Here is a 16368-nt window from a genome sequence, read left to right on the forward strand (position 1 = left end):
TTTTTATAAATATTTATTCAACAATTAATATTCATCATATTTATCTCCGAAGGCAAAACTAAGCGAGAATCGCAATGTGTTTTCTAACGGGTTTCTCACTTTTGAAGCTGAAAATAAATATGAAACATCAATCTTCACTACATTGTATTTGAAACCAGCTCCAAGTGAGAAGAATTTTCTCGCACCTTTTAATGGACTCTCGTTGAAATATCCAGCTCTCAAAGCAAATGAATCCTGGTAAATATATTCGGAACCAACTGAATAGGTAAACTCTTTCAATTCCTCACTGAAACCACCTGGTGCATCACCAAACGATTTGAAAATTCCTTCCGTCCAACTAATTCTTCTGTATTCGTCTCTGTTTTGAGCTCTTTCTTCAGATGAAATCTCTCCATCTCCGTCCAAATCTTTTGGCAATTGTGGTGTTGGTACAAGTAATTTAGCAAACTCAACATTTAATGCTACTTTATTGTATTCATCAAAAATAAAATCGAAACCAGCTCCAATCCTCATGTTGGCAGGAAGAAAATTTGAACTTAATTCATCGTCGTCATAGCTGATTTTTGGACCTAGGTTCTGCCAAATCCAACCAGCTCTCCATCTTCCGTTGAAATCGTCATAGGCAATTTCTTCTGATTGATAGAATGCCGCAACATCTACCGCAAAAGAACTTGCTGGCGAAGCATCAGTCTCTTCTGTTGCAACCCTCAAAGCGGAACGGATGTACCTACCTGCTACAGCCATCGAAAAGCGATCACCTAATTTTAAGGAATAAGAGCCATCTAGTGCAAATTCATTTGGACTAACAATTCTCGGCACTTCATTTGGATCATCCGTCTGTCTTAATTCTATATCTCCAAAACCAAAAAACCTAAGACTTCCTGCAAAGGCCATTCTATCATCAATTTTGTTGAAATAGTTTACTTGACCGAGCGAAATGTCATTTACCAAACCCGTTAGATACGGGGTATAACTTACAGCAAAACCCTGCTTATCAATGGAAAATGCATATTTCGCAGGATTCCATTGTTGAGAGAAAGCGTCTGTTGATGTTGCTACACCTTGATCGGCCATACCAGCGGCTCTAGCGTCTGCAGCAACCATTAAGAAAGGAACTCCAGTTGTAATTGGATTAGCATCTTGTGCTACTGATAGTTGTATCGAGAATAAACAAATTATTAGTATTGAAATCTTTTTCATTCTGAATTTTTAAAAAATATAATTAAACAAATATAGTATTTTATTAAAGTATTACAAGTTTCTCGTATTTTTCTGTCCTTTTGTTGGTCATTGTTGACTTGACTGTTAGTTTATAGATATAAACACCCTTACCTATCTTATCACCAAAATCGTCTTTTCCGTCCCATGTTATCTCGCGCGAAAGAAATCCTTCGGTATTAATGATCTGATTCCTTGTCCAGACCACTTTTCCTGTAACAGTCATTACTTGAACCTGAACATCCAATGGTTCAAATGGTCGATTGTGTGTGAACCAGAATTGTGTATAGCTCACAAACGGATTCGGATAATTCAACACATTTGTGAGCGTTAATGTTTCGTCTCCGACTACTATAAATTGAATTTCAGCCGTGACAAGATTGTTGTAAACGTCCCAACCTTTAAAAGTAAGGGTATGCAATCCTTTTTCTAAATTCCTAAAAGGAAACTTTAATTTCCCTCTAGTATAATCATCCAGCTCTGTTTCGTAATAATCATTCAGTATGTAAGGATTGTTTTCATCTCCATCCAATATTGCAACCATATCGTGACCAATCCCGCTGGCGGTGTTCATTCCGTTTTCATCTTCTAGAAATGCTAAAAAAATGGGCGATTCGTTGGTTATTCCTCCAGAAACAAAACTTTCGTCGTTCATATATAACTTCACTCTTGGAGCAATATTGTCTGCAACAGCATTTTCATTAATTCCTCCAACTTTAATATCACTATTGAAACCCGTTTGATTTTCGAAATGACCTGTTTTTTTGGCATAGAAACTAATTCTTCCATTATCAACTGGAACACGGATATCTCTTGGAACAACAAAACCAAATTCGAATTGTCCGTTTGAAACGGATGCATTTCCTCTGAAAATGGTTTCTCCTAAAGCTATGAAAGGCAATCTATTTGCATAAACTTTTATAGTGCCTGGACCATTAGGATTTGGAATAATATCAACTAAAGCATCAACAAAGTCATTTCTCAATGTTGTTTTATTCAAATTTTTATCAAAAATATTCACCGCTAATTCACCCATATAACTGGTAAGTAGATTATTGTTTTCATCTACAACCTGCCCGGTCAACTTTACATACGCCAAAGATTTAAGATCATCTATTGGACCTGTAATAGGCATATCATTTACTTTTGTCAAAATAAGTTTAGGTTTAGGGATTGCCATCATTAAAGCTGGATCTCCAATACACACCACAACATTTGTTGATTTTTCGTTTTTGGCCAATCTTAATGCCTCACCGATAGAAACATATTCGTTGGATCCATACGAGAACAGATATTTTGAAAGAACAGGATTAAACACCTGAGCCTCACCCTGTCCGATTGAACGGACTGTAGTGAGCATTGCTATAGCTCCACCTCTTGGATTCAAATACGTAAATTCGCCACCTGTTTTTCTGTAAGGGTTATCAAATCTAGAGTAGGTACAGGTTAGCGTTATAAAAATAGGGTATTTATACCTATTGTTTAAATTCTCTCCATCGGGTCTTTCCCAAATCCTTTCTACTGCAAGACCATCTTCTCCGCCATGGCCTAGATAATTAAATACCAAAGCCCCTTTTTCAAAAGACTCAAATATTTCTGCACGGGCTTTTGGATATCTGTCCCCTCCTGCTGCCGCTTCTTGCAAATAGGAATCAATCAATATCTTTTTTACATTCAAAAATGGCTTTTGAGCAAAAATATTGTCGGCTTCTAGATTTTGAAAATATTGCAACTCCGTATCACCAGGCTTAGTGACATCTGGATCATCAGCAATGAGTACAATATTATTCCGCCAGTTTCCATAGGATTTTTGATCATAATATTCAATTACCTTGTTCACCATTTCATCGGCTTGCTGCACTGAACTTACAATCATTCTTCCAACGGCTATATCAAGCCCGGTTCCATTTACACTTCCGCCTTCATTATCGTCCATCAAGACAAAAAAATCATCGGAGCAGAACGAACTTCCTCCTTCTGCACCTCCATATATGGCGTGATAAATAGGAACAATATTAGTGTTATTAGTAATTCTGTCCTTAAAATCAAACGAAGCATCCCCGAAAAGATTTAAATACTTAACTCTTTTACTATTGACGGAGGCATTCTTATATACATATTTCACCAAATTTCTAATGGCTCCGACATCTTGTTTGCCAGAAGAAAATTCCTGATAGATGTTTTCCAAATTCACCACCTTTACATTTAAATTGGAATAACTTCTGTGAAAGTTTGCTAATTTTTCTGCAGATGCATTTAAAAAAGAGGGCGTGATTATCAAATAGTCTATGTCTTGAAATTGACCTTGAGCATTTTTAAAGATGGTTCCCTTTATATTCTGATTGACTACTTTCGGCCTGGAATCCCTTAATGGTGTATAATAATCCTGAATATCAACAGCTATATATTTTCGCACTTCTCCCAAGCTTGCCTTGAATGAAAATGAATTCTGATTTTCATTTTTAAAACTCGATACATTATATATATCGGTTATGTCCCAAACTTGACCTATTGTGGTTGCATTAGAAAATTGAAACTCTCCAAATCCAGTCATAGTTGCCGCAGCATTGTATTGAAATCGGAACTGTTTTCCATAGCCTTGAAGATTCCTTTTTGCCCTTAAAATGATATAATCGAGATAACCTTTTGAACTAGGAACTCCTCCGTTATTGTATTCAATATCAATTGCAATATTTGTCGAACTAGGAAAAGTAAAATTACCAATACTGTCCCAATAAAAACCATCAAAACCTGCAGGAGGTGTGAAATTAAGATTTCCAAACGATGTTCCATTTGCTTTCAAACCAAATGAAGTTGTATTGGAGGCCGAAACAGCTCCCGAAATTGTAAATTCTACAGGTTGAGCCGTAACTATATTAGGGAATTCAAAATCATACGTCTTTTGATTTACAAAACTAAACTCTTCACCAAACCATCTTCTACCCAATCTTCCGATATTCACCAAATCCAATTCGCGGTATTGGTAATCGTCAAATATGGTAATTGGAGTTGCATTCGAGGTAATATTCGGCATCAGGCTAATCCTTTTTCCAAAACCACCTTGTACATTAATATAATAATAGGACTTATTTTCGTATAAGTTGTTATGGGATAGATTTTCCTGGCTCCAGTTATCAACTCCCTCTGCATAGAAAAGAATATAATCCTGATCATTAAAAACCTGATCTTCCTCTCCTATTACTTGGATTGCATTTTCTTCTAAATCTGAAGGATAATCAACAGCATTAGAAAGTGGAACCATTCGTCCGCCGTTTCCGTAAATTTTAATACTTCTAGGATTCACTCCATTCAAATCTACCCCTAGTTGCTGAAGAAATTGCTTTGAAATTTTATAAACACCAGATTTTTCAACATAAAAACGATGCCAGTTTCCTGAACTCAATACCGAATTAGAAATTTCATCGAAACCTCTCTTTAGAAAATTATTAGACTCTTGACCTCTTGAAACGCTATAGGAAAAGGATTTTAATTTTTTATAACCAGTTCCGTCCTTAATAATAGGCCACAATTCAAAATTTGCAAATTTCAAATCCCTAGCATTTACATTCTTTATTGTGGCAGTCAGTTTTGATGGAATTGCTCTTCTAGACAAGTCGCCTAATTTTGAATCTGGAATATTTTCATAAACAACATTGGAAATGAGCAGGGATTTCTCATCAATGGAAGAAGTTACTGGAATATTCAAACGAAACGAAATAGCTTTTTCAGCCTCATCAAAATGAAAATAATTAAAATCAAATTGAGGAACATTATATTTATGTGCTTCATATATAAGTTCAGACCTTTCACTCCAATTAATAACGAAATCGCCTTTAATCTGGCTGTTTATAAGAAGTGGATATAAAACTAAAATAAATAATATTGCTTTTTTCATCAAAATAGAAAACGTGGTATAGGTTATTTTATTACTATACGGTAAAATTAATTCATTTAGTTTGTGTAAAAGAATAATATTTCAATTAATTTTACGTTCTATTTTCGAAGTTCTTTTCGAACAGAAAACAATTATTTTATTTTTTGTTATTATTTAAAAAAAGGTGTTGTAGTGTAATGGTTAATTATTATATTGCGGCACGAAATTTATTACCTACTTGAAGTATGAAAGTAAACAAAATTATGGCTGTTAAACTAATGTTGTCTTTAGCATTAGTTATTGGTTTTGCTAGCTGTAGCAAATCTAGCTCGAAAAATGCGTCCTCTGCGACAGGCTGGAAAATCAACGATAAAAAAGGTGGTTTTCAGCTCAACACTAAATACAAAAAACAACAGGCTCTTCCTGGTTTAGTTTTAGTAGAAGGCGGAACGTTCACGATGGGTAAAGTACAGGACGATGTAATGCACGATTGGAACAACAGTCCTAATCAGCAGCACGTTCAATCCTTCTACATGGATGAAACTGAAGTTACAAATGCAATGTATGCTGAGTATCTATACTGGGTGAAAAGTGTTTTCAAACCTACAGACGAGAATTACAAAAACATCTATGAAGGTGTTTTGCCAGATACATTAGTATGGAGAAGCAGATTGGGATACAATGAGCAAATGACAAACAATTATCTTCGTCACCCTGCTTATGCATACTACCCAGTAGTAGGTGTAAACTGGATTCAAGCCGCTGAATTTGCTAAATGGAGAACAGATCGTGTAAACGAAGCAACTCTTGAAAAAGAAGGTTACTTGAAAAAAGACGCAAAAACTAAAGACGTTACTGCAGAACAAAGTTTCAGCACTGAAACATATATCAATGCTCCAACAAAATCTTTTGGTGGAAATGAAGATGTTGTACTGAAAGGCAAAAGAGGTAGATCTAAAGATAGCACCAACCTATATGCTACAAGAAGTTCAGGATTAATAAGTCCAGAATACAGACTTCCAACTGAAGCTGAATGGGAATATGCCGCAGCATCTGATGTTGGTAACAGAGAATACAACTCTTACAAAGGACAAAAAAAATATCCTTGGAAAGGTTCTTACACAAGAAGCGGTAAAAGACAGGTTAAAGGAGATCAGTTAGCCAACTTCAAACAAGGTAAAGGAGATTACGGTGGATTAGCAGGATGGTCTGATGATGGTGCTGATATTACAAACGTAGTTAAATCCTACCCTCCAAATGATTTTGGATTGTATGATATGGCTGGAAACGTTGCAGAATGGGTTGCCGATGTTTACAGACCTGTTGTTGATGATGAAGCAAGTGATTTCAACTACTATAGAGGTAACGTATTCTATAAAAACAAAATTGGTGAAGACGGAACTGTTGAGCTAGTAACTTCTGAAAACATCGCCTATGACACTTTAAGCAATGGTAGAATCATGGCCAAAAACTTCCCAGGACAAATTGCACAAGTACCAATTGATGAGAAAGAAACTTATTTAAGACAAAACTTCTCTCAAAGTGACAATAGAAACTACAGAGATGGTGATAGACAATCTAGAAGAGATTTCAAATTTGGCTCTGAAGAAGATTCAGATACTGGAAAAGAAGCTAAGAGAATGTATGACTCACCGATTCACAACGTAACCAAAGACAGTTTGGACAACTTGGTAAGAACTTATGACAAATCTAACAAAAGAACAACTTTGGTTAATGACAATGTGAGAGTTTACAAAGGTGGTTCTTGGAGAGATAGAGCTTACTGGTTGGATCCTGCACAAAGGAGATACTTCCCGCAAGATATGGCAACTGACTACATCGGATTCAGATGTGCAATGTCAAGCGTTGGACCAAAATCTTCTAAGAAAAAAGCAAGAAACTAATTTCTTAAAAACATAGCATTTTTTAAAAGCCCTTTCATTAGGGCTTTTATTTTTTAAACTCATTTCAAATGGAAATCAAAGACATTCACAAACTGTTTTTACAATGCAAATCCGTTTCGATAGATACTCGAAAGATTGAAAAAAATTCAATGTTCATTGCCATAAAGGGCGAACGATTTGATGCGAATACTTTTGCAAATGAAGCTTTGGAAAAAGGAGCTTCCTACGTCATTATTGACAATAGGGATTACTACATTGACCAAAGAACCATCCTGACAGAAAACAGTTTGGAAACACTTCAAGAACTTGCAAAATTCCACCGTGATTATTTGAAATTGCCTATCATAGCCTTAACAGGAAGCAACGGAAAGACCACCACAAAAGAACTCATCAATGTAGTGTTATCTAAAAGTTATGAGGCAAAAGCAACTATTGGAAACCTGAATAATCATATCGGAGTGCCACTTACTTTACTTTCTTTTAATAGTGAAACAGAGATTGGAATTGTAGAAATGGGTGCCAACCATCAAAAGGAAATTGAGTTTCTGTGCAGTATTGCAAAACCAGATTTCGGCTACATTACCAACTTTGGAAAAGCCCATTTGGAAGGTTTTGGCGGGTTTGAAGGAGTGATAAAGGGTAAAAGCGAAATGTACACCTACCTTTCCGAAAATAAAAAAATAGCCTTTGTCAATCTGGATGATCCAATTCAAATTGAAAAAACAGAAGGAATTGAACGTTATACCTTCGGAAGCAAATCAAAAGACACGAACGTGGTAGTTGATTCCATAAAAGCAAATCCTTTTGTTTCTATAAAAACACAGGGAATAGAAATCACTTCGCATCTAATTGGGATTTACAACGCCAACAACATAAATGCAGCTGTTACTATTGGAACCTATTTTAAAGTTGATATGGATGATATCAAGGAAGCCATTGAAAATTATATTCCCGAAAACAACCGATCGCAATTGCTGAAAAAGAACAGCAATGACATTATTCTGGATGCTTACAATGCCAATCCGAGTAGTATGACTGTAGCTTTGGAAAATTTTATGCAACTCGAAATTCCTAAAAAAGTAGCCATTTTAGGCGATATGTTTGAACTCGGAAACGAAAGTTTAGAAGAACATAAAAGCATAATAGCATTAGCTTCTAAAGACAAAAACACTACTTTTTATTTTATCGGAAAAGACTTTTATGCAAATAAAATAGAAAACAAAAATATGTTCTTTTTTGAAACTTTCGAAGGTTTGGCAAATGAACTGACCCAGAACAAGATTGAAAACACTACAATCCTTATAAAAGGTTCAAGGGGAATGGCGTTGGAACGCAGCTTGGATTTCTTGCCTTAAATCGTATTTCAAAATAAAAAAATACCCCAAATAGCATCTAACTTTTGGGGTATTTTCATTTCGATGTTTTTTTAAACATCCATTTATTATTTCTTCTTCTTGATATTGATGTTATCAAAATTAGAAACGTCTATCACTTCTTCCATATCAACATCGTAGGAAATTTTCACGCTGTCGCCAACAATGGTTACTGGCAATTCGTTAGACAATTGGGATGACCCTACAAAAACATTAGGATAGTCTTTTACCATAAAATAATAGAAACTGTTGCCGTTTTTGACATCATTAGAAATCCTTGTCACTATGGATGTAAGGCTCCTTTTTGGGGTGATACTTTCAGAATCGATTCCGTTGTCGGCCATATTATATACATTTTTATAGGCCATAAGTGTTTCCCGCATTGTATTCCCAACCCCAACAATCGTATAATCGTTGATGGAAACCATAGCAAACATTTTAACCAAGCCTCCATCGTCCTTTAATGTCATTACATAAGTAGGGATATTGTTGATGATATAAGGAATCGGCAGGGACGTGCGATATCCCTTTTCCTGCACTTTTCCTTCGGCTGAACTTTGAGCGGCATATTCCGTCGCACCACTCTGTTTGTAATAGGTTGCTTCTTTTGTTCTAGTATCAACCAAAACAAAACCTACGGTGGATTCTTCCTTCCCTACTGATGACAAGCCGGTGTACCAATAGGATTTATGATTTTCACCATACACCAAGGTTAATCCTTCGGTTATCATCAACTTATTTTCGTTAGACAAGTTCCAATATCCGTGAACATATTTGCCCCAATCACTCAATTGTTCCTCGATAAAATCGATGGGTTGCATCCTGTCTACCCAAAGTGGTGCATCTTCAAGACCATATTCCTTGATTTCGCCCGTTTGGGCGTTCACTGTTAAAACTCCCGTAGCATCGTTTCCTGCAAAACCAACCTTCTTGGCATATTTGGTAACGATCCAGAATGGCTCGCCATTATCATCTATTTCAAAATTATAATCGGCCAAACCATTTGTCATATACCCATTAAAATAAACATGTCGATCAATTTTTGATCCGAAAAAAGCTTCCGGCTGGTATTTGATTTTGATGGGTTTTCCGTTGATGTTTTGCACCAATTTCACATCTCTTTCGTTGGTTGCCGAAACCATGACATATCCCGGAGTACCTTGGGAATTTCTAAACCATTTGAAAAAACCTGTATGCAACAATGGAGCAACCCAATACAATTGATGGTTGACTTTTTGTATCGTAAAATCGCCAATTTCGGTCTGGCTGCCGAGTGATGGTTGGGAACCGATTATCTTTTCTCCCAAAAGCATCGCCAGATTTTCATCGACAACACGGATTTTATCTAAAGAAATCGGAGCGATATGGTTCTTTAGATTCTCACCGTCTTCAACTTTTCCGATCAATTCCCGATAGGCCTCACTTCGAAACATCGGCAAACTTGTGAGTAATGGAAGTACGGTCATGTAAGCAATTACAACTGCTGAAAAAATGAAAATGAGTTTACTTGGTTTAGAAACAATTGTAACTTTGTTTGTAACAGGAGTTACTTTTAGTTTTGTGTAAAGGATAATTCCGGCGATCAGGAACAAGAGTATAAAAAATGGCAACTTCATAAAACCATAATTTATAACCGGCAATCCGAAATAGAACAGCAAGAAGCCTACAAAAAGCAACAATAAAACGGAAGTAATTTTTTTCATGACTCGTAATTTGGTTTTAGCAATTAGTCTTATAATTCTCTAAATGTTACATCTTTATTTTTGATCGAAAGGAGAAAGTGAAAACGAAAATAGTGGTTCTAAAAAAATAGTTATTTTTGTGGTTTAATTAAGATACAAAAAACACTAAACCAAAAGATATGAAAGCATACGTTTTCCCTGGTCAGGGAGCTCAATTTACAGGAATGGGGAAAGATTTATACGAACAATCTCCATTGGCAAAAGAATTATTTGAGAAAGCAAATGAGATATTGGGTTTCCGTATAACCGACATTATGTTTGAAGGAACAGCCGAAGAATTAAAGGAAACAAAAGTAACTCAGCCAGCAGTTTTCCTTCATTCAGTTATTTTAGCGAAGACGTTGGGAGATGATTTCCAGCCGCAAATGGTAGCCGGACATTCATTAGGAGAATTTTCTGCCCTGGTAGCAAATGGCACTTTATCATTTGAAGACGGTTTAAGATTGGTTTCAAAAAGAGCTTTGGCAATGCAAAAAGCCTGCGAAATCACACCCTCTACAATGGCAGCTGTTTTAGGATTAGAAGACAGCGTAGTAGAAGATGTTTGTGCTTCTATAGATGGGATTGTTGTAGCGGCAAATTACAACTGTCCGGGACAATTGGTTATTTCTGGCGAAACATCGGCAGTGGAAAAAGCTTGCGAAGCGATGAAAGCTGCTGGAGCTAAACGTGCTTTGATATTGCCGGTTGGAGGAGCTTTCCACTCTCCGATGATGGAACCTGCAAGGGAAGAATTGGCGGCAGCTATAGAAGCGACAACTTTTTCGGCACCTATTTGCCCTGTATATCAAAATGTAACGGCAAGTGCGGTTTCGGATCCGGAAGAAATCAAGAAAAATTTAATTATTCAATTGACGGCTCCAGTAAGATGGACACAATCTGTTCAGCAAATGATAAAGGATGGTGCAAGTATTTTTACGGAGGTGGGTCCCGGAAAAGTGTTGATTGGACTGGTTGGCAAGATTGACAGGGAAGTTGCTGTTGCAAGTGCTTAATTTAGTATTCAGTGGTCAGTCGCAGTATTCAGTTTAAATACTGTTGAATAAAAAAGTCCCAAATCTTTTCGGTTTGGGACTTTATATCTGCTTCTGATTCTTCCTTGATTTTGGCAACTTGATACAGAATTGAAGGTTCTTCTACTTTCGAAAGCCACTCCATCAATTCTTCTTTTTTATCTTCGGCATTCATAGCAATTAATTTAGTTTACTAATTTACAAATAATTAGAAAGAAATTAAAATTAGCCTCTAATTTTCTGTTCCCATTTCCATGCAGATGCCAAAGCTTCTTCCAAGGTTGATTTTGCCTTCCAGCCCAATATATCATTTGCTTTGTCAGTATTAGCGAAAGCCTCTACTACATCACCTTCTCTCCTATCTACAATTTTATAGTTCAGTTTTTGACCGCTTACTTTTTCAAAGGCATTGATGACCTCTAGAACCGAACTTCCAGTTCCTGTACCAAGATTGAAAGTCTCTACTTTATCGGTATTTTTTTTATCAATCAATCGTTTCAAGGCAACAACATGGGCTTTCGCCAAATCTACAACGTGGATGTAATCACGAATACAAGTTCCGTCTGCAGTTGGATAATCCGACCCGAAAACAGAAAGTTCTTTTCTTAAACCAACAGCTGTTTGGGTAATGAAGGGAATCAGATTTTGAGGAACTCCGATTGGCAATTCGCCCAATTCAGCAGTTGGATGAGCTCCAATTGGATTAAAATACCTCAAAAGTATTGCATTAATATTAGTAACTTTTGCAACATCAACGATGATTTCTTCACCGATTTGCTTGGTGTTACCATAAGGCGACATCGCTTGCTGGACTGGTGCATTTTCGGTTATCGGCATCAATTCGGCTTGACCGTAAACCGTACAAGAAGAACTGAAGATAAAATTTGCCTCTGGTTTTTGTTGTAATTCTTGAAGAAGATACACAAGAGTATTGATGTTGTTTTCGTAGTAAAGAAGTGGATTTTCTACACTCTCGCCAACTGCTTTTGAAGCCGCAAAATGAATCACGCCCGAAACATCACTGTGCTTTTTAAAGAACTCCACAACCGATGGTTTTTCTCTTAAATCAAGTTTTTCGAAGATCGGTTGCTTGCCAGTAATTGCTTCAATTCCTTTCAACACCGATTCATCAGCATTAGAAAGATTATCGATGATAACTACCTCGAATCCTTCGTTTTGAAGTTCAACAACCGTGTGAGAACCAATAAAGCCTAAACCTCCCGTTACTAATACTTTCATACTTTTACTTGAAAATTATTTATTTAAGAACTCTAAAATACTATCGGTAATGAATTTAATTTGTTCGTCCTCCAGCTCCGTATGCATCGGAAGTGAGATTACTTCTTTTACCAATTGGTTGGTTGCCGGAAAATCTTCTTCCTTGTAACGAGTGTCCAAATAGGCTTTCTGGCTGTGCAACGGAATTGGATAGTAGATAGCACAAGGAATATCTTTACTTTGCAAATGCTGCATCAAGGCATCCCTATCAGCATCAATAATCCTTAAAGTATATTGATGGAAAACGTGGTCGTCACCATTCAAATCAAATGAAGGAACTATAATATTTTTGTGCCCGGAAAGTGCCGTATTGTATTTGTTTGCAGCTGTACGACGTTCAGTATTATAAGTGTCAAGATTTGGTAGTTTTGCATTCAATACTCCCGCTTGAATACTGTCTAAACGTGAATTTACACCAACTACATCGTGGTGGTAACGCACATACATTCCGTGGTTTACGATTCCTCTTAATTTATGAGCCAATTCATCATCATTGGTGAAAATTGCTCCACCATCTCCATAACATCCTAAATTTTTAGATGGAAAGAATGATGTGGATGCCACATGACCAATTGTTCCAACTTTCTTTTTAGAACCATCTGCAAAAGTATAATTGGCCCCAATTGCCTGAGCATTATCTTCAATTACATATAGATTATGTTCTTTTGCCAATCCCATTATCGCCTCCATATTAGCCGCTTGACCAAATAAATGCACCGGAACGATTGCTTTTGTTTTTGGTGTGATGGCTTTCTTGATGGCATCAATGGAAATATTAAAAGAATCAATCTCAACATCTACCAAAACTGGAGTCAATTGCAATAAAGCGATAACTTCAACGGTTGCAGCAAAGGTGAAATCGGCTGTAATCACTTCTTCGCCAGGTTTCAAATCCAAGGCCATCATTGCAATTTGTAAGGCATCAGTGCCATTTGCACAAGGAATCACGTGTTTTGCATCAAGATAATTTTCAAGGTTTTTTTGAAAGGTGCTAACTTGTGGTCCGTTGATATAAGTATTGGTGTCTAAAACTTCTTGGATTGAATTGTTTACAGTTTCTTTTATTTTTTCATATTGACCTTTGAGGTCAACCATCTGGATTTTTTTCATTTGCATTTAAATTTAATGTTTTAGGTTTAAAAAATGTTGATTTTTTTTAAACGACGTACAAAAATAGTCATTAATGATATTCCTACCTCAAATTAATGCAAGAATCCCTATTTTAGCCTTTCAAAAATATCGATATGTTTTTTTTCTATAATCTTGTTGTTCAGGTTGCTTCTTTTTTAGTGAAAATCGTGGCATTGTTCAGTTCGAAAATCAAGCTTTTTGTTGAGGGAAGGAAGATTGTTTTCCCAACTTTGGCAAATGAAATCCAACCAAATGATAAAACAATTTGGTTTCACGCAGCGTCACTAGGTGAGTTTGAACAAGGTTTGCCTCTCATTGAGAAAATCAAGGAGAAATATCCGAATCATAAGATTGTGGTGACGTTTTTTTCTCCTTCGGGTTATGAGGTTCGGAAAAATTCTAAAGTGGCGGATGTGATTGTTTATTTGCCTTTGGACACAAAAAGCAATGCTCAAAAATTCGTGAAAGCGGTTCATCCGGATTTGGTTTTCTTTATCAAGTATGAATATTGGCCGAATTATTTGAGTGAATTGAAGCTACAACAAATTCCGACTTATCTTATCTCTGGGATTTTTAGAGAGAAGCAGGTTTTCTTTAAATGGTATGGTGGATTTTATAGAAAGGCTTTGGATACTTTTGAACACTTTTTTGTTCAGAATGCAAAATCAAAAGAACTTTTGTTGAAAATTGGAAAAACGAATGTTACGGTTTCGGGCGATACACGATTTGACCGCGTGGCTTCGATTTTGGAGAAAGATAATTCACTTGATTTTATTTCGGAATTTAAAAATAATACGTTAACAATTGTTGTGGGAAGTTCGTGGCCAAAGGATGAAGCTTTGTTGGTAGATTTTATCAATTCGGGTAATTATAATGTAAAATTCATCATCGCTCCACATAATATTAAGGAAGACCAAATCAAGCAATTGAAAAATAGCATTTCTAAGAAAACGGTTTTGTTTTCGGAAATAGGCACAGGACGCGATCTGTCCTTACAAAATTTTGATGTCTTTATCATTGACACCATTGGAATTTTGACGAAGATTTACAGTTATGCTGATATCGCCTATGTTGGTGGTGGTTTTGGAAATCCGGGTGTTCATAATATTTTGGAGCCTGCTACATTTGGTGTTCCGATTGTGATTGGCCCAAATTTCTCGCATTTTGCAGAAGCGATTGCTTTGGTTAATATGGAAGGTTGTGTTTCGGTTTCAAATCAGAAAGAGCTGAATGAAGCTTTTGAGAATTTGATTCAGAATGAAGATATCCGATTTGAGAAGGGACATATTTGTAGCACTTTTGTTCAGATGAATAAAAATGCAACGGAGATTATTTTGAAGCATTTATAGGCAAAAAAATTGACGATATTTACACTGATCAACCCTGAAAGGGTTGAACAACTTAGCATATCGCATCGCGATATGAAACCGAAATTATCGAAACCTGATATAAAACAATAATTTTATGCCACAATCATTATCCTACAATTATATTCATTTGGTTTTTAGTACTAAAAATCGAGAGCACAGTATTCATCCTGATATTGAACAAAAATTATATGAATATATGGGTGGAATATGCAAAAATTTAGAAAGCACCGCTATTCAAATTGGAGGACATACAGACCATATTCACATCTTATTTTTGCTATCAAAGAAAATTACGTTGATTAAATTTGTGGAAGAAGTAAAGAAAAGTTCTTCAAAATGGATTAAAACTCAAGGTAGTCAGTATGCAAATTTTTATTGGCAAGGTGGTTATGGAGCTTTTTCGGTTAATCCTAAACAGATTGAAATTGTGAAGCAATATATTTTAAATCAGAAAGAGCATCATTCTAAAAAAACTTTCCAACAGGAGTATTTAAAGTTTTTGAAAGATTATGATGTAGATTATGATGAACGTTATGTTTGGGATTGATACTATTGATGCGGATTGCAATTAATAGGTTAATACGTTTCGCCCTTTCAGGGCTGGTTGAATGCGTGGTATGTTTTGCGATAAAAGGCGTTGCCTTTTGCTAGGATATTTTGCCCTTTCAGGCAACCCAAAATCGAGTAAAGACTAGCCCTGAAAGGGCAACAGAATCTAGCAAATGGCAACGCCTTTTGAAATTGATTAGGAGACAACAAACACAATGTTGGGTAGCCCTGAAAGGGCGACAGAATTTAGCAAATGGTAACGCCTTTTGAAAAAACGAGGCAAAGAACAATATTAAAAAAACATGACAACATTCAAACCGCTACAAAAAACTAATATTGACATTATTCTCCCGATGATGCAGGATTTTTATGCGATTGACGGCTATCCGATTGATGTTGAAATTTCCCGAAATTTATTTGAGGAATTTATTGCTAATGAAAAACTCGGCAGGGCTTGGCTTATTTATTTTGAGGATGAAATCGTTGGCTATGTAATCCTGACATTTGTTTTTAGTTTTGAATATAAAGGAACGATTGCGTTTTTGGATGAATTGTATCTGAATGAAAAATCCCGTGGAAAGGGAATTGGAAAACAGGTTGTGGATTTTATTCACCAAGAAGCGATTGAGCTTTCGTTGAAAATTATTTATTTGGAAGTGGAAGGCCATAATGAAATGGCTCAAAAATTATATTTAGCTAAAGATTTCGTGGTTCATAATCGGAAGTTGATGAAGCTTGTTCCGAAGCCATTGTAACCACAATATAGGCAACTGCGGTTATTAAAAGTGCCTAAAGTTTCCTAATAGCCCTGACTGGAGGGAAAATCCTTTTTGTCTCGTTTCTTTAACGAGACAAAAAGATTTGGAAGGAAGGCAGGAATATGGTTTTATTTAAAAACCCTAGCGATTCGCTTCTT

Annotated in this window: 12 protein-coding genes; 6 read left to right on the plus strand and 6 right to left on the minus strand. The window is 36.1% G+C overall.

All coding sequences use genetic code 11. From position 1 onward, the window contains the following. Window positions 1-24: 24 nt before the first annotated feature. Window positions 25-1200, minus strand: coding sequence for a type IX secretion system outer membrane channel protein PorV (porV, locus tag J2X31_RS01470; RefSeq protein WP_310023812.1), 1176 nt, complete (start codon window positions 1198-1200; stop codon window positions 25-27). 43 nt (window positions 1201-1243) lie between these two features. After that, window positions 1244-5113, minus strand: coding sequence for a type IX secretion system sortase PorU (porU, locus tag J2X31_RS01475; RefSeq protein WP_310023814.1), 3870 nt, complete (start codon window positions 5111-5113; stop codon window positions 1244-1246). A gap of 224 nt (window positions 5114-5337) precedes the next feature. On the opposite strand from porU, the gene gldJ reads away from it, so the two are divergent. Continuing rightward, the gene (gene gldJ / locus J2X31_RS01480) at window positions 5338-6996 is read left to right on the plus strand and encodes a gliding motility lipoprotein GldJ (protein ID WP_310023815.1); all 1659 of its coding nucleotides are present in this window, start codon (window positions 5338-5340) and stop codon (window positions 6994-6996) included. 68 nt (window positions 6997-7064) lie between these two features. After that, window positions 7065-8351 (plus strand): UDP-N-acetylmuramoyl-tripeptide--D-alanyl-D-alanine ligase, encoded by a 1287-nt coding sequence (locus J2X31_RS01485; RefSeq protein WP_310023816.1) that lies wholly within the window; start codon window positions 7065-7067, stop codon window positions 8349-8351. An 86-nt stretch (window positions 8352-8437) separates the two neighbouring features. Here the strand turns inward: J2X31_RS01485 and J2X31_RS01490 are convergent, their stop codons facing one another. Further along, on the minus strand, window positions 8438-10072 hold the full coding sequence (locus J2X31_RS01490) for a hypothetical protein (protein ID WP_310023818.1): 1635 nt from the start codon (window positions 10070-10072) through the stop codon (window positions 8438-8440). Between the two features lie 158 nt (window positions 10073-10230). Here J2X31_RS01490 and fabD point away from each other — a divergent pair, with 158 nt between their 5' ends. Then, the gene (gene fabD / locus J2X31_RS01495) at window positions 10231-11106 is read left to right on the plus strand and encodes an ACP S-malonyltransferase (RefSeq protein WP_310023819.1); all 876 of its coding nucleotides are present in this window, start codon (window positions 10231-10233) and stop codon (window positions 11104-11106) included. Window positions 11107-11134: 28 nt separating this feature from the next. On the opposite strand, the gene J2X31_RS01500 is transcribed toward fabD, so the two are convergent. From J2X31_RS01500 to J2X31_RS01510, 3 genes are read right to left on the minus strand one after another with little or no spacing between them, the layout of a single operon-like run. Beyond that, complete coding sequence (locus tag J2X31_RS01500) at window positions 11135-11299, minus strand: hypothetical protein (protein ID WP_310023820.1); 165 nt, start codon at window positions 11297-11299, stop codon at window positions 11135-11137. A gap of 50 nt (window positions 11300-11349) precedes the next feature. Then, window positions 11350-12363, minus strand: coding sequence for a UDP-glucose 4-epimerase GalE (galE, locus tag J2X31_RS01505; RefSeq protein WP_310023821.1), 1014 nt, complete (start codon window positions 12361-12363; stop codon window positions 11350-11352). A gap of 15 nt (window positions 12364-12378) precedes the next feature. Continuing rightward, window positions 12379-13512 (minus strand): DegT/DnrJ/EryC1/StrS family aminotransferase, encoded by a 1134-nt coding sequence (locus J2X31_RS01510; RefSeq protein WP_310023822.1) that lies wholly within the window; start codon window positions 13510-13512, stop codon window positions 12379-12381. 134 nt (window positions 13513-13646) lie between these two features. Between J2X31_RS01510 and J2X31_RS01515 the strand changes: the two genes are divergently transcribed. The 3 genes from J2X31_RS01515 (at window position 13647) to J2X31_RS01525 (ending at window position 16207) form a co-directional block, all read left to right on the plus strand. Then, window positions 13647-14882, plus strand: coding sequence for a 3-deoxy-D-manno-octulosonic acid transferase (locus tag J2X31_RS01515; RefSeq protein ID WP_310023823.1), 1236 nt, complete (start codon window positions 13647-13649; stop codon window positions 14880-14882). A gap of 115 nt (window positions 14883-14997) precedes the next feature. Beyond that, the gene (gene tnpA / locus J2X31_RS01520; protein WP_310023825.1) at window positions 14998-15450 is read left to right on the plus strand and encodes an IS200/IS605 family transposase; all 453 of its coding nucleotides are present in this window, start codon (window positions 14998-15000) and stop codon (window positions 15448-15450) included. A gap of 304 nt (window positions 15451-15754) precedes the next feature. Continuing rightward, window positions 15755-16207 carry a GNAT family N-acetyltransferase gene (locus J2X31_RS01525; RefSeq protein ID WP_310023827.1) on the plus strand — a complete coding sequence of 151 codons (453 nt, stop codon included), beginning with the start codon at window positions 15755-15757 and terminating at the stop codon, window positions 16205-16207. Window positions 16208-16368: the final 161 nt, after the last annotated feature.

It is taken from the genome of Flavobacterium arsenatis (assembly GCF_031456785.1).
GTDB classification, from domain to species: domain Bacteria; phylum Bacteroidota; class Bacteroidia; order Flavobacteriales; family Flavobacteriaceae; genus Flavobacterium; species Flavobacterium arsenatis.

Coding starts and splice junctions, on each gene's coding strand:
- porV (WP_310023812.1), bottom strand. CDS start 1,200: ATGAAAAAGATTTCAATACTAATAATTTGTTTATTCTCGATACAACTA.
- porU (WP_310023814.1), bottom strand. CDS start 5,113: ATGAAAAAAGCAATATTATTTATTTTAGTTTTATATCCACTTCTTATA.
- gldJ (WP_310023815.1), top strand. CDS start 5,338: ATGAAAGTAAACAAAATTATGGCTGTTAAACTAATGTTGTCTTTAGCA.
- J2X31_RS01485 (WP_310023816.1), top strand. CDS start 7,065: ATGGAAATCAAAGACATTCACAAACTGTTTTTACAATGCAAATCCGTT.
- J2X31_RS01490 (WP_310023818.1), bottom strand. CDS start 10,072: ATGAAAAAAATTACTTCCGTTTTATTGTTGCTTTTTGTAGGCTTCTTG.
- fabD (WP_310023819.1), top strand. CDS start 10,231: ATGAAAGCATACGTTTTCCCTGGTCAGGGAGCTCAATTTACAGGAATG.
- J2X31_RS01500 (WP_310023820.1), bottom strand. CDS start 11,299: ATGAATGCCGAAGATAAAAAAGAAGAATTGATGGAGTGGCTTTCGAAA.
- galE (WP_310023821.1), bottom strand. CDS start 12,363: ATGAAAGTATTAGTAACGGGAGGTTTAGGCTTTATTGGTTCTCACACG.
- J2X31_RS01510 (WP_310023822.1), bottom strand. CDS start 13,512: ATGAAAAAAATCCAGATGGTTGACCTCAAAGGTCAATATGAAAAAATA.
- J2X31_RS01515 (WP_310023823.1), top strand. CDS start 13,647: ATGTTTTTTTTCTATAATCTTGTTGTTCAGGTTGCTTCTTTTTTAGTG.
- tnpA (WP_310023825.1), top strand. CDS start 14,998: ATGCCACAATCATTATCCTACAATTATATTCATTTGGTTTTTAGTACT.
- J2X31_RS01525 (WP_310023827.1), top strand. CDS start 15,755: ATGACAACATTCAAACCGCTACAAAAAACTAATATTGACATTATTCTC.